At 39.7% G+C, this 14,140-nt stretch carries 11 protein-coding genes; 4 read left to right on the top strand and 7 right to left on the bottom strand.

The genetic code is table 11. The annotated features are described in order from the left end of the window. Window positions 1–160: 160 nt before the first annotated feature. From recR to apt, 4 genes are all read right to left on the bottom strand, one after another. On the bottom strand, window positions 161–766 hold the full coding sequence (gene recR, locus F1325_RS03610) for a recombination mediator RecR (RefSeq protein WP_109371667.1): 606 nt from the start codon (window positions 764–766) through the stop codon (window positions 161–163). Then, window positions 766–1,095 carry a YbaB/EbfC family nucleoid-associated protein gene (locus F1325_RS03605; RefSeq protein WP_023580840.1) on the bottom strand — a complete coding sequence of 110 codons (330 nt, stop codon included), beginning with the start codon at window positions 1,093–1,095 and terminating at the stop codon, window positions 766–768. The genes recR and F1325_RS03605 overlap by 1 nt, the downstream gene beginning before the upstream one ends. A gap of 54 nt (window positions 1,096–1,149) precedes the next feature. Next, window positions 1,150–3,123 (bottom strand): DNA polymerase III subunit gamma/tau, encoded by a 1,974-nt coding sequence (dnaX, locus tag F1325_RS03600; protein WP_109371669.1) that lies wholly within the window; start codon window positions 3,121–3,123, stop codon window positions 1,150–1,152. Between the two features lie 255 nt (window positions 3,124–3,378). Further along, complete coding sequence (gene apt / locus F1325_RS03595; RefSeq protein WP_036932856.1) at window positions 3,379–3,930, bottom strand: adenine phosphoribosyltransferase; 552 nt, start codon at window positions 3,928–3,930, stop codon at window positions 3,379–3,381. Window positions 3,931–4,067: 137 nt separating this feature from the next. On the opposite strand from apt, the gene priC reads away from it, so the two are divergent. Together priC and rsmS are read left to right on the top strand one after the other, a co-directional pair. Continuing rightward, the gene (gene priC / locus F1325_RS03590; protein WP_088493663.1) at window positions 4,068–4,610 is read left to right on the top strand and encodes a primosomal replication protein PriC; all 543 of its coding nucleotides are present in this window, start codon (window positions 4,068–4,070) and stop codon (window positions 4,608–4,610) included. An 11-nt stretch (window positions 4,611–4,621) separates the two neighbouring features. Then, window positions 4,622–4,786 carry a pleiotropic regulatory protein RsmS gene (gene rsmS, locus F1325_RS03585; RefSeq protein WP_102949409.1) on the top strand — a complete coding sequence of 55 codons (165 nt, stop codon included), beginning with the start codon at window positions 4,622–4,624 and terminating at the stop codon, window positions 4,784–4,786. Here the strand turns inward: rsmS and mscK are convergent, their stop codons facing one another. The 3 genes from mscK to acrR form a co-directional block, all read right to left on the bottom strand. Next, window positions 4,787–8,209, bottom strand: a complete 3,423-nt coding sequence (mscK, locus tag F1325_RS03580; protein ID WP_160230000.1) for a mechanosensitive channel MscK — start codon at window positions 8,207–8,209, stop codon at window positions 4,787–4,789. A gap of 126 nt (window positions 8,210–8,335) precedes the next feature. Next, window positions 8,336–8,689: a DsrE/DsrF/TusD sulfur relay family protein gene (locus F1325_RS03575; protein WP_072069368.1), complete on the bottom strand. Its 354-nt coding sequence runs from the start codon at window positions 8,687–8,689 to the stop codon at window positions 8,336–8,338. 28 nt (window positions 8,690–8,717) lie between these two features. Continuing rightward, complete coding sequence (acrR, locus tag F1325_RS03570) at window positions 8,718–9,362, bottom strand: multidrug efflux transporter transcriptional repressor AcrR (RefSeq protein ID WP_109371675.1); 645 nt, start codon at window positions 9,360–9,362, stop codon at window positions 8,718–8,720. A gap of 124 nt (window positions 9,363–9,486) precedes the next feature. Here acrR and F1325_RS03565 point away from each other — a divergent pair, with 124 nt between their 5' ends. After that, entirely contained in the window at window positions 9,487–10,680 is a 1,194-nt protein-coding gene (locus F1325_RS03565) for an efflux RND transporter periplasmic adaptor subunit (protein ID WP_109371677.1), read from the top strand. 14 nt (window positions 10,681–10,694) lie between these two features. Then, window positions 10,695–13,844, top strand: a complete 3,150-nt coding sequence (locus tag F1325_RS03560; RefSeq protein ID WP_109371680.1) for an efflux RND transporter permease subunit — start codon at window positions 10,695–10,697, stop codon at window positions 13,842–13,844. Window positions 13,845–14,140: the final 296 nt, after the last annotated feature.

Raw genomic sequence — 14,140 nt, 5'->3', positions numbered from 1 at the left:
GCAATAAAGTGAAGATAAAGATATTTCTGATAAAAAATAAGCTTTAAGGTTTAAAACTCGATGTTTTAAATTAAATTTGAGAGTGTTTTCATGATTTCAAATGAAAAAAACACCTTATTACATCTTGTAAAAGGTGCTTTTTAATAAACTATTTATGATGTTAATAGTGGATCTTTTGGCGTCCAGCAATAGAGTGCGAAAGCGTTGTACCATCGACCATTTCAAGTTCACCTCCCACAGGAACCCCATGGGCAATTCGGCTAGCCGAAATATCATACTGAGCACAAATTTCAGCAATATAATTGGCTGTTGCTTCACCTTCAACAGTCGGATTGGTTGCCAAGATCACTTCAGAAATCGTCTCTTGGCTTAAGCGCTCTTCAAGTCTATCTAAACCAATGTCCATAGGACCGATACCATCTAAAGGGGATAAATGCCCCATTAAGACAAAGTATCGCCCCGCAAACTGCCCTGTCTGCTCGATAGCATGAATATCCGCAGGACTTTCGACAACACAAATTTGCCCATTTTGCTGACGACGAACATTGGCACAGATGGTGCAACGCTCTTCTTCAGTAAAAGTTCGGCAATCACAACAATGACCGATTTCAGACATTGCACGCGTGAGTGCTTGTGCAAGTCGCATACCACCGCTTCTATCGCGTTGAAGTAGTTGGAAAGCCATTCGTTGCGCTGACTTAGGCCCGACACCGGGTAAACAACGCAACGCTTCCATTAATGATTCAAGAAGTGGGCTGGTTTGCATTAGAATGGCATCTTAAAGCCTGGTGGCAATTGCATACCGTTAGAAACAGAGGCCATTCTTTCTTTTTGTGTTTCATCAATGCGACGCGCAGCATCATTAAAGGCAGCAGCAATCAGATCTTCCAGCATCTCTTTGTCATCTTCTAGCAGGCTAGGATCGATTTCAACACGACGGCAATTATGAGCACCATTGATAGTGATCTTAACTAAGCCAGCGCCAGATTCACCTGTCACTTCTAAGTTTGCGATCTCTTCTTGCATTTGTTGCATTTTTTCTTGCATTTGTTGGGCTTGCTTCATCAGATTACCCAAACCACCTTTTCCGAACATAATTGTCTCTCTTTGTAAAAGCCACACAGTATGAAGTCATACAACATGTTGCGATTAAACAGGTCGGATACTCTCTTCATCCAATTCAGCATCAAAATATTGCTGTAATGTTTGAATCGTTTTATCCGTAATAATCGATTGACGCGATAACGCCAATTTTTCATCATAAATGGCTTGTCGCCATTCCAACGGTGTTTTTACCGCTGGATCATCATCTTCTATAATTGTGAGTGAAATTGCTTTTCCATGCAATTCACTTAACGCATTAGTAAGCGTGCGTAACGCATTTGCTGAATTTAAATGTTTCTGTTTAGTTCGTAAATGCAAAATAACGTTTTCTTCGTTTACTGTCTCTTTATACGCATTTAATGCCAGTTGTTGCACCAATTTAGGGAGTGGCATTTTGTCAATTTCAGCCGCCCAAGCATCTCTTTCTTGCGACTCTTTAGCAATTTTTGCTGCTAATTCAGGTGTTTTCTCATATTCGAGAACTTCTTTGATCTCTTTTGGTGAAGAAACAACCTCTTGCGTTGACATTAACTCAGGGTTTTGTGGACGCCACTGATACTCTTCTTTTTTCTTTTTTTCAGGCGCATTAGTCTGACGCTTCGCAACTTGCTGGCGTTTTTCACTCACGGCTGCTAGCCGCTCTAATGCACTAGCAGCCGGCTTGGCCCGATTAGGCGTCGCCGGTTCAGACTTTTTTGGCGGGGTTTGTTGTTCCGTCCCCTTTATTGCCTGCCTTGCTCTTAAAAGTTGTGCTGCGGGGCTATTGCCTAATGAAGCACTATTTTCTATTGGTGAAGAAGATGGGTGATCCACTTGAGGCGAATGAGTCTGCACAGTTTGCGGGGCATAATGTTCAGACATTCTATTTGTAGGCAATGATGCTGAAGGTAAAGTTTGTGCTAATGGCGCAGAAGGTATTTCATCAATCACTGTTTTAGGATGAAAAGCAAGCGCACGTAGCAGAGTCATTTCAACACCCATGCGTCTATCTGGCGCATAAGCCAGTTCTTTTCGCCCTACTAGTAAGGTTTGATAATAGAGTTGTAAATCTTGTGGAGAAACAGATTTTGCCAATAAACGTAGGCGTTCTTGAGTAAATTGCTCTTGAGGATTTTCTTCACTAGGCAATAACTGCAACATGGCAATTTGATGCAGTAATGAGAGTGTTTCAACCAAGAAATTTTCCCAGTCAGTACCTCTTGAAGCAACTTCATTAACCAGCGACATGACCTGTTGACCATCCGCTTTTACTAGCGCTTCAATCAATGCTAAAGGCTGAGTATCATCAATCGTGCCAAGCATTTGACTAACCACTTCTGCACTGACAACACCTTCGCCACTTGCTATAGCTTGGTCTGTTAAGCTTAATGCATCTCGCATACTGCCATCAGCAGCGCGTGCAATAAGTTGACGCGCTCTTACATCATTTTCAATATGCTCTGCTGATAGCACTTTTTCGAGTTGTGTCGCAATTTGGTCAATATCTAATGCTCGCAGATGAAATTGCAAGCAACGTGATAAAATCGTGACAGGTAATTTTTGTGGATCAGTCGTCGCTAATAAGAATTTAACGTGCTCTGGCGGTTCTTCTAATGTTTTTAGTAGCGCATTAAAACTGTGACGAGAAAGCATGTGAACTTCATCAATCAAGTAGACCTTAAAGCGTCCTCGTGCTGGCGCGTACTGCACATTGTCCAGCAGTTCACGGGTATCTTCTACCTTAGTACGAGATGCAGCATCGATTTCAATTAAATCGACAAAACGCCCTTGTTCTATTTCAAGGCAATTTGCACATTGACCACAAGGTTTACTCGTAATACCTGTTTCACAATTGAGCCCTTTAGCAAATAATCGGGCTATCGTAGTTTTTCCGACACCTCGTGTGCCAGAAAAAAGATAGGCGTGATGAAGTCGCTGATGATCAAGACCATTAGCTAAAGCAGTCAACACATGACGTTGACCAACAACATCGTTAAAAGTTTGTGGGCGCCACTTACGGGCAAGTACCTGATAGCTCATTGATTCCGCTAAATTTGAACAAGATTTATCTCTATGCTAACACAGGGACGACCTATTGAGCGAGATCTGTAAGAAACAAATGAGATATTGGAGAAAGAACCAGCAGAAATTTAAGGTAAAGATAAGAGGCAACAATTGTGCGGGCAATACACATTTATAAAAATAGAAAAAATTATAAATGATATATAAACACCCGCACTCTTACTTGTGTTTACGATAAGAACTTAATTAGTTCTTCTCTAAACAGTGAAGATATTAATGTCCTGGAAAATCAACCAGTGTAAAGCTGTGAACACCTTGTTTTTCTAAGCGTTCGATACCGCCTAAATCAGGTAAGCAGATAATGAATGCAGCTTCTGTCACAGTGCCACCTAAACGGCGGATCAGACGAGCAGTTGCTTCAATGGTGCCACCTGTTGCCAGTAAATCATCAACCATTAATACTTTATCTTTATCCGTAATGCTATCTTTGTGGATCTCTAAAGTATCTGTGCCGTATTCCAGATCATAAGTTTCACTGAGCGTTTCGCGAGGCAATTTACCTTTTTTACGAACAGGAACAAAACCAACACCTAGGCGTAAAGCGACAGGAGCACCAAATAGGAAGCCACGCGCTTCGGTACCCACAACTTTAGTGATACCCTGACCTTGATAGTGTTCTACCAATAAATCAATGGTTGCCTGATATGCAGCAGGATTATCTAATAATGTGGTGATATCACGGAATAATATCCCTTCTTTTGGATAATCAGGAATGGTTTCAATACTGTCTTTAATAAATTGCAGTTGTTGCGCGTTAGCAGTCATAATCAGTGCCATAATAAAAAACGAAACGATAGAATCTATGCAATATGCCGTTAAAATGCAACAGAAAGCCAATTAACAACTCTTTTTTGTTGCTTTAAGTCAATTCATGTTTTTATCAAAACAGGGACAAGAACCAGATGAATAAACCCGATCCTTTAAGCTTGTTTAAAAAACAGATAGACAATCTAGCCGAAACAGTGGCGCCTATTGCAAACAAAAAAATTGCAGCACCTTGCTTCGACACAGCACTATTCCACCGCCGAAGTGATTCCCTTGGTGGCTACATGCAACAGATCCGCGATAATTTTACCCAGTTAATCGCTTGTGTTGAGGCACAACGAAGCCAGCAAGTTAAATTTCTGGCCACACAAATCCTACAACAAATTGAAGCATTAACTCGTGAATTATCGACACAAACACTAAGAAAGCAAGAGAACCAGCTTACTCAACGAAAAAAAAGTGTCGATTTATACCAAAAGCTTGCCCAACATCAGGATTATGAGCGCCGATTACAAGCCATGATCCAAGATAGGGAGCTTTCGTTAACGCAGGCACAGAGCTTTATGAAGCAACAAGAGTTACAAAAAGAGATTGCCGCGCTTGAAAATCGCCTTGCGCGCTGCAAAAATGCCCTGTTCTCTATCGAAAAGAGCATTGAGAAACAAGAAGATAAATTTTAAAGGGAGTGATAATGAGTTTAAAAGAAGCACCAGAGTCTGTTCAATTGGCAGTCGATCTTATCTATTTACTTGAAAGCCACCATATTGATCCTAAAACAGCACTAGAAGCCCTCGAGATTGTGCGCCAAGATTATGAAAAAAAATTAGCGGCACAATCTACTCATTCATCCCTTTAATTAAGCAAAAGGCGTATTGGCTTCGGGTGTTGAGCCATCAAGAGGACGTTTTATCTCTTGTACTTCATCACCTTGTTTATTATGCAAATAGACATCAAGTTGGTTAAACGCAATATTGATATTATTTTCATTACACAGCTTATCAATAGCGCGGTTAACTTCATCTATTGCAATATTTCTGTCACCTAATGTTCTGACATAAAAACGCAAATCATGATTCAGGGTGCTTGCCCCAAATTCAGTAAATAGCACCACAGGTTCTGGTTCAGTCATCACTCTGGCATTATCTTTAGCGGCTTTCATTAAGATCTCTTTGACCTTATCGAGGTCAGATCCATAAGCAACACCCACTTGAATAATAATACGTGTCACCGTATCAGATAATGTCCAGTTAATAAGCCGTTCAGTTACAAACGCTTTATTTGGAATAATCACTTCTTTGCGATCAAAGTCAGTCACTGTCGTTGCTCTAATACGAATTCGGCTAACCGTACCGGAATAAGTACCAATAGTAACCGTATCACCAATTCTGACGGGTCTTTCGAACAAAATAATTAAGCCAGACACAAAGTTTGCAAATATTTCTTGTAAACCGAATCCTAAACCAACTGTTAAAGCTGCGGCTAACCATTGCAGTTTTTCCCATGCTACACCTAATATTCCCAGTGATACGATGGTTCCGATAGCAATAATAATGTAGGTCAAAATGGTTGTGATCGCGTAAGAAGCACCTTGTTGCAATTTTATACGAGATAAAATTAATACCTCTAATAAACCTGGTAAATTTCGTGTCATAAACCAAGAAATTGCCATAATAGAAACAGACAATAATAGATCTGCAACAGTCACTGCCTTAACAACATTTCCGAGTTCTGTCGGTAAAGTGTAACTCCAGAGTGTTATTCCATCTAAATAGGTAAAGACCGTAATAAAATCAGACCAAATACCATAGAAACTAGACGCAAAGATGATAAATAAGATCATCGTTGTCAGTCTTAATGATTGTTGATTGATTTGATCCATATCCATTGGTGGTTCTTGAATAGGTTCAAGACTGTTATCTTCGCCTTCTTTTTTCTCTTTAAGCATTGCTTGTCGACGCTCAAGTGCACGACGATAGGCAAGGCGTCGAGCCGCAACTGTTAAGCCGCGCAAACTGGCGTGATAAGCAATAAACCACAGCATAAGTAGATATAAGCTATCAATCCAACGATTTGCTAAACGCAATGCGGTGTAGTAATAACCAAAAATAACCAATCCCATTAAAATAAGGGGTGAAAACGTTAATAAGGTAATGACGACCGTTCGAACAACATGATTGCCCTTTTCTTGCCACATTTCACGGCAAAATGGCAACGCACATAAACTAATACCAAATAATGAAATAATCGCAACCAATTGCCCAATAACATCACCCACCAACAGCAATGGATTATTAATGCCATAAGCTGAAAGCAGAATAATTGGCAACATTGGCAGTGATAATCGTAATAAACGTTTACGATTTTGCTGAACGCGTTCGAGAGGAATTTTAAAATGTTTTACTGCAACACCATTGTCAGACATTAAGCGATAAGACCATTCAAACATCAGCCAAAATACCGCAAATTGCCATGCAAAAGACCAAATAAATTCTTGCTGAACATTAAAGCTATTAATTAGCCAATACCCTATTGCTAATACAATACAAGAAAGGGGTAATGTTTTTATAAATACAATCCCTAATGCTAATGGCGTATGCAGTTGTGAGTCTTTATTAAGCTTATTAATATCCGCATTCAGTTTTTCAAATTGCACATCTAGCTTTTTACGTTGCCAAATAATCAACAAACTGAACGAAATAAGTGCAATAAGTATAGGAAGTGATTTCTTAGCCCCGATCAGCAGATTTTCATTTGACCAGTTAAGTTTAAGACCTTGAAATTCGGCAACAGCCTGAGCGGGGAATGTTGAAAACCAATTTAGGTTAATCGGCTTATTACTGCTTACCCAGAAAATTTGCTGAGCCAATGTGTTTTCGAGTGAACTTACCACACTGCGTAATTGTTGCTGATCCATTTGGAGATTAATCGAACCCGAAATTTGATTACCTAATTGGTTATTCAGTTTATCGAGCAGTTCTCTACGAGCATCAACTAATAGTTCCAAAGCATTGCGTAACTCTTTTTGCGCATTAGCATCAGAGGTTTCAGGATGTGTTGATTGATACTCTTTCATCAACTGATCAATATAAATATTAGGTTGAATGATTTGATCACGTTGCTTGTTTATTTCAAATTGTTCTAATCGCAGATCGGCAATTTTATCAGGCAGGTTATTAATAAATATACCATCGGGTAAATCAACTTGTTCTTCAAACAGAATACGTGACAGCAATAAACTGCCTTTAAGCACATCAATTTGTTCTTTTAAATTACGTTCAGATTGAATGGCTCTATCTAAGCGATTCTTGACTAGTAAGCTATGGCGATTTAAATCGTTATTATTTTGCGTGGTAACAATCAACTTATCACTAAGCTGTTTATTGATTTCTGTTTGTGCCAAATAAAATGGATCATTATTAATGATCTGATTCTCAAGCCCTGTACTTTGGGCTTCTTTGGCAGTTTCCTCTGAGCTATCTAAGCGTTTATCATTGATAGCATCCTGAAGTAATTGAGCATGCTCTTGTGAAAGGTCGATATAAGCAGAGCTATAATCTCGCTGTAATTGCAATAAGCTTTGCAGTTGCACATTTGATTGGAGAGTTCGCTTTTGAAAATTATTTTGTTGTTGAAGATAATATTGTTCTAATTGCAACAGTTGCACTGCCGAAGTGCGCATTTGTGCTTTATCAGCACTGCTTTTATTTAACAAGGTTCTTATTTGTTGCAGTCTTTCTGAATTGCTAAATAAAACAGATTGCGCCCTTTCAGGTTGTGTTTGTAATACAATAAGCTCATTACTGTAGTTGGCTAAATCATCTTGAGATTTTTGTAATGACTGTAATACCGTTTCAAGTTGAGATTCTAATGTTGCAAGCGGTAAAGCCTCTAATGATTTTTTATAATTGTCACCTTCTTTATTAGCGATTTTTTGTTTTAATTGATCGAGTTGATATTGAGTACTACGCAATTTTTCTGGTAATTGATCGACTGTTTTATTGTAACTTGTCGATTTTTTCTCTAATTGTTGAATATCATCAAGTAATAAAAGCGATTGCTCAAGATCAGCAATAGTTAATTTATCTTCTGCACTTAACTCACTGCGCTTATTTAATAAATTAAGCTGATTTTGAATGCTTTCTTGAGTCGGTAAATTACTCGATACCGCGGCTAAAACAGCGGTAATGGAAAGGCTCCAAAGAATAAAGACAATAATCGAGGCTGTAATAACCGTCTTTATTTGACTATTAAATTGAGAAAAAAGAGTTTTTGTACACATGGTTAAGCAACTTGTTCAATTAATATTGAAAAACTGTCTCTTAGTATAATCCAATTGCTTTAAATTGGCAGTGTAAACAGAACAAGTTGCTTGGGGTGTTTCTCGCCTGAGAAAACGAAATAGTGATCAGAAAGTCAGGATTTTATCAGCATCTAGTGTCCACTGCGCTAAATCAACTAAAGTCCCTAATTCTGCACCATCAACAAGTGGTAAATCACTGATACCACGGGTGTCTGTACAGGTTTTACATAACTTAACAGGCACATTTTGCGCTGTTAAAATTTCCAGCATTTGCTGTAAGTTGTAGCCTTCTTTAGGTTGTTGACGGGCTAAAGCCCCAGTCACAGCATCAGACATTAAAAAAATATTTAATTGAGTTTCTGGATGCTGTTCTTTTAATGTAATCGATAAACGCAGTGCGTTAAATAATGATTCATTGCCATAAGCTGCACCATTAGCAATAACTAACACCTTACTCATGAATGTCTTCCTTTTGTTTAAAAATAAATTAAGAGGTCGCAGATATTCTCATATTTGCACTGTGCTTTATCATATCAATAAAGCTATCAACCAAATATTGACTTTCATCTTTGATAGAAAAACTTTCTGGTGAAAATAACCAATTTTCGGCAAGACCTGTCATCATGGCTCTTAACATAATGGCGGCTCTTCTTAAATTAAGGTCCGTAGGAAGCTGTTTTTTTTCAATACAACGAGATAAAGACTGTTCTATTCTAGAGTGATCCGCTGCACACAATTCTCTGCGAATTTCAACAATTGGTGTCATTTCACCGACAAATTCGCATTTATGGAAATATATTTCTAAAAGTGCATTATGTTTGGGATCTTCGACAATTGATGTCAATATGTAAATAAGCAATTCTCTTAATACAAATAGTGGATCATCTGGGTATTTTGATTGATACTCTATTTCTAAAGATTCTATTTTTAAGTCGGTGAGTTCGCACGCTTCAGTAAATAAATCCACTTTATTTTTAAAGTGCCAATATATTGCGCCACGGGTAACACCTGCCGCTGCTGCAATATCTGAAAGTGATGTGGCAGAAACGCCTTGCACAGTAAACAGTCGAAGTGCAGCATCAATAATCTGCTGTTTTGTTTCTTGTGCCTGCCGTTTAGTTTTTCGTGCCATTAATCCTCGATTTTGACTGAAGTTAATTTACATACATTCATGTATGTTTGTACTATACATCGCAATCAATCATCAACTTAATTATTTTTATCCCGGGAAACAACGTTTGAATAGAGGTTTTCTTATGCGAAAAAACAGAGGGGTTTTGCCTCTGGCTCTGTTAGTGCTATCAGGCAGCTTGGTTCTTGCTGGATGTGACGACAAAGCTAAACAGTCTGCTGGAGGTCCACCTCCTGCACCCGCTGTAGGTGTTGTGACGTTAGGAGCGCAAGCTCTGACAATCACTACTGATTTACCAGGTCGTACATCAGCCTTCCGTATTGCTGAGGTTCGCCCTCAAGTTAGCGGCATTATTTTAAAGCGTAACTATACAGAAGGTAGCTATGTAGAAGCAGGTACATCACTGTATCAAATCGACCCAGCTCTTTTTGAAGCAACGTTAAATAGTGCGCAAGCTGAATTATCAAAAGCGAAAGCAAATGCTGAAATTGCGCGTCTCACTGTAGAGCGTTATAAACCGCTACTAGGTACAAATTACGTCAGTAAACAAGATTTTGATGCCGCAACATCACAATATGCACAAGCGGCTGCCGCAGTTAAAGCAGCAGAAGCAGCAGTGACAAGCGCAAAAATCAATCTTGAATACACCAAAGTAACATCACCAATTTCAGGTCGTTCAGGCAAATCAACCGTAACTGAAGGTGCTTTAGTCGCCCAAGGTCAACAAGTTGCACTGACAACAATTCAGCAAATCGATCCGATTTATGTCGATGTGACACAATCGAGCGAAGATTATCTGAAATTAAAAAATGAAATTGAAAGCGGCATTATTCGTCAAGAACAAGGTAAACCCGTTGTTCATTTAACACTGACGAATGGGCAAGCTTACGCACAGAAAGGGCATTTAGAATTTTCTGATGTGACTGTTGATGAAACAACAGGCTCAATTACAATGCGCGCTATCGTACCTAACCCGAATGGGGAATTACTACCAGGTATGTTTGTTCGTACTAAGTTAGAGAATGGTATTCGTCAAAATGCAGTTTTGATCCCACAACAAGCCGTTATTCGTACAGCGCGTGGTGAAGCAACAACAATGGTTGTGAATAAAGACAATGTTGTTGAAGTTCGTACCATTGAAGTGTCACAAGCTGTTGGTAATAAATGGCTCGTTAATAGTGGTGTTCAGGCTGGTGAGCGCGTTATCGTTTCTGGATTGCAAAAAGCAAAACCCAAAATGACAGTAACGGCTCAAGAAGAGAATTTAGATGCGAAGCCATCACCTGAACAAACTGAGCCAGCTAAGAATCCTCAATAAGGAGTCGGTGATCCATGCCTAAGTTTTTTATAGATAGACCGATATTTGCGTGGGTAATTGCGATAATTACCATGCTCGCAGGTCTTCTGGCACTCATCAAACTGCCTGTTGCCCAGTATCCAACGATTGCACCGCCAGCGATTTCTATCTCTGCGGTTTATCCTGGTGCTGACGCCACCACTGTGCAGAATACTGTTACCCAAGTTATCGAACAGAATATGAATGGTATCGATAACATGGTGTATATGTCTGCGACCAGTGACTCAGCCGGTATGATGAATATCACTCTGACCTTTGAAGCAGGTACTGATCCTGATATCGCGCAAGTACAGGTGCAGAATAAACTGCAACTTGCCATGCCGTTATTACCTCAGGAAGTGCAACAACAAGGGATTAGTGTTGATAAATCCTCAAGTTCATTCTTGATGGTTGCGGGTTTCATCTCAAGTGACGGCTCAATGTCACAAGATGATATCGCAGACTATGTGGGTGCAACGATTAAAGACCCATTAAGCCGTGTAACCGGCGTGGGTGAAACCCAGTTATTTGGTACTCAATACGCGATGCGTATTTGGTTAGACCCAGATAAACTGGTGAAATACAACATGACCACACTTGATGTTATCGGTGCGATTAAAGCACAGAATAACCAAGTGGCCGCAGGTCAATTAGGGGGTACACCTCCCGTTCCTGGCCAGCGTTTAAATGTATCTATTATTGCTCAAACTCGACTCAATACCGCAGAGCAATTTGGCGATATCCTGATGAAGGTTAACACCGACGGTTCACAGGTTAAGCTAAAAGATCTTGGTATAGTTGAAATGGGTGCTGAAAGCTACAGCACTATTGCTCGCTTTAATGGCCTACCCGCTTCTGGTATCGGTATTAAATTAGCAACAGGCGCTAACGCATTAGATACAGCAACCGCGGTACGTGCAGCATTGGCTGAAATGGAGCCATTCTTCCCTGCGGGATTAGAAGTTGTTTATCCTTACGATACAACGCCATTCGTTAAGATCTCTATTTTCGAAGTGGTAAAAACGCTGATTGAAGCAATTATGCTGGTATTCGTAGTAATGTATCTGTTCTTACAGAACTTCCGTGCTACGTTAATCCCAACAATTGCAGTACCAGTTGTATTGTTAGGAACCTTCGCCATACTTTCGGCGTTTGGTTACTCGATAAATACCTTAACGATGTTCGCGATGGTACTTGCCATCGGGCTTCTGGTGGATGATGCCATCGTTGTGGTAGAAAACGTTGAACGTGTTATGCAAGAAGAAGGCTTATCGCCTAAAGAAGCAACACGTAAATCCATGGGACAAATCCAAAGTGCGTTGGTCGGTATCGCCCTAGTACTTTCTGCGGTATTTATTCCAATGGCATTCTTTGGTGGTTCAACAGGTGCAATCTATCGCCAGTTCTCTATCACCATCGTATCAGCAATGGTTCTGTCTGTTTTCGTTGCGTTGATTTTAACACCAGCACTTTGTGCAACGATGTTAAAACCTGTACCGAAAGGCAGTCACGGTGTGCAAACAGGTTTCTTTGGTTGGTTTAACCGTACCTTTGAAAAGAGTAGCCACCACTACACTGACAGCGTATCCCGTACTCTTCGTGGTACAGGTCGTTACTTACTAATTTACGTTTTATTAGTCGCAGGTATGGCGTTAATGTTTATTCGCTTACCAGCATCGTTCTTACCTGAAGAAGACCAAGGTGTATTACTGACAATGGTTCAGTTGCCTGCTGGTTCAACACAAGAACAAACACAAGACGTACTAGAAAGAGTAAACGACTACTTCAATACTGATGAGAAAGAACTCGTTAAATCGGTCTTTACCGTAAGTGGCTTCGGCTTCGGTGGTCAAGGACAAAATATGGGACTGGTTTTCGTAGTATTGAATGATTGGGATGAACGTAAATCAGATGAAGACAAAGTTCCGGCGATTGTTGCACGTGCCAATATGGCATTATCCCAAATTAAGGAAGCCTTTGTTTACTCATTTAACATTCCAGCGATTGTTGAGTTAGGCTCTGCGGGTGGTTTCGAATTCGAGTTAGTGGATAAAGCTAACCTCGGTCACGAAAAACTCATGGAAGCTCGAAATCAATTACTAGGAATGGCAGCGCAACAGCCTCAAATGTTAATGGGCGTGCGTCCTAATGGTCAGGAAGATACTTCACAATATCGTCTATATATCGACCTAGAAAAAGCACAAGCTCAAGGTGTTGCGATTAGCGATATCTATTCAACATTAGGTACGATGTTTGGTGGTAGCTATGTAAACGACTTTATCGACCGTGGTCGTGTTAAGAAAGTTTACGTTCAAGCTGAATCACAATACCGTATGTTGCCACAAGATATCGGTAATCTTTATGTTCGTAACAATGTCGGTCAGATGGTTCCATTCTCATCGTTCATTGATACAAGTAAAGATCCTTGGTTATACGGCTCTCCTCGTTTAGAGCGTTATAACGGTTTACCAGCAGTTCAAATTCAAGGTAGTGCAACACCAGGCCAAAGTAGTGGTGATGCAATGCTTATGATGGAAGATCTCGCAAGTAAACTACCAAGCGGTATCGGTTATGAATGGACAGGAATGTCATATCAAGAACGTTTATCTGGTAACCAAGCGCCTGCGCTGTATACCATTTCCTTGATAGTTGTATTCCTTTGTCTTGCTGCTCTTTATGAGAGCTGGTCAGTACCATTCTCCGTTATGTTAGTCGTTCCACTGGGGGTTATTGGTGCTCTTGCATTAACATCAATAAGAGGCCTTGAAAACGACGTTTACTTTAAGGTTGGGCTCTTAACAACCATTGGGTTATCGGCGAAAAACGCAATCTTGATTGTTGAATTCGCCAAGGACTTGATGGAGAAAGAAGGTAAAGGACTCATAGAAGCAACGTTAGACTCTGTTAGAATGCGTCTACGTCCAATTCTAATGACTTCACTTGCCTTTATGTTAGGGGTTATTCCTCTAGTATTAAGTAACGGTGCAGGTTCTGGTGCTCAGAACTCCGTAGGTACAGGTGTATTCGGTGGTATGATTGCCGCAACCTCCCTTGCTATCTACTTTGTTCCTATTTTCTTCGTCGTGATCCGTAGACGATTTGCGAAGAAAAATGAAGATTTAGAGCATCCAAATCATTCACACTAATTTGAATGGTAATGCCAAAAAGGTCGCGAAAGCGACCTTTTTCTTTATCTATTGATGTATTGTTTTAAATGAAAACTTATCTCATTATATTATTTTTAGGAAATATCTCTTTAATCAATAAATTTATTTTATTTTTTTTCTTATATATGACTTTTTGTCAAAATTAAGCAGTTCTGTTATTTATAAATAACAACGATAATTATGCCTCATTTACACGCTTAAACATTTAAAATATAATAAAAACAAATAAAATCACAAAGTTAAGAGAAATACTCTTTAATCGGGGTTTCTTGATT

The organism is Proteus columbae (assembly GCF_009914335.1).
Lineage (GTDB): Bacteria > Pseudomonadota > Gammaproteobacteria > Enterobacterales > Enterobacteriaceae > Proteus.
Note: the sequence above shows the minus strand (reverse complement) of the source record. Positions and strands in the feature narration are given on the sequence as shown.

Bases quoted from the DNA above. Each gene is read 5' to 3' on its own strand.
- recR (WP_109371667.1), bottom strand. From the start codon at position 766: ATGCAAACCAGCCCACTTCTTGAATCATTAATGGAAGCGTTGCGTTGT.
- F1325_RS03605 (WP_023580840.1), bottom strand. From the start codon at position 1,095: ATGTTCGGAAAAGGTGGTTTGGGTAATCTGATGAAGCAAGCCCAACAA.
- dnaX (WP_109371669.1), bottom strand. From the start codon at position 3,123: ATGAGCTATCAGGTACTTGCCCGTAAGTGGCGCCCACAAACTTTTAAC.
- apt (WP_036932856.1), bottom strand. From the start codon at position 3,930: ATGACTGCTAACGCGCAACAACTGCAATTTATTAAAGACAGTATTGAA.
- priC (WP_088493663.1), top strand. From the start codon at position 4,068: ATGAATAAACCCGATCCTTTAAGCTTGTTTAAAAAACAGATAGACAAT.
- rsmS (WP_102949409.1), top strand. From the start codon at position 4,622: ATGAGTTTAAAAGAAGCACCAGAGTCTGTTCAATTGGCAGTCGATCTT.
- mscK (WP_160230000.1), bottom strand. From the start codon at position 8,209: ATGTGTACAAAAACTCTTTTTTCTCAATTTAATAGTCAAATAAAGACG.
- F1325_RS03575 (WP_072069368.1), bottom strand. From the start codon at position 8,689: ATGAGTAAGGTGTTAGTTATTGCTAATGGTGCAGCTTATGGCAATGAA.
- acrR (WP_109371675.1), bottom strand. From the start codon at position 9,362: ATGGCACGAAAAACTAAACGGCAGGCACAAGAAACAAAACAGCAGATT.
- F1325_RS03565 (WP_109371677.1), top strand. From the start codon at position 9,487: ATGCGAAAAAACAGAGGGGTTTTGCCTCTGGCTCTGTTAGTGCTATCA.
- F1325_RS03560 (WP_109371680.1), top strand. From the start codon at position 10,695: ATGCCTAAGTTTTTTATAGATAGACCGATATTTGCGTGGGTAATTGCG.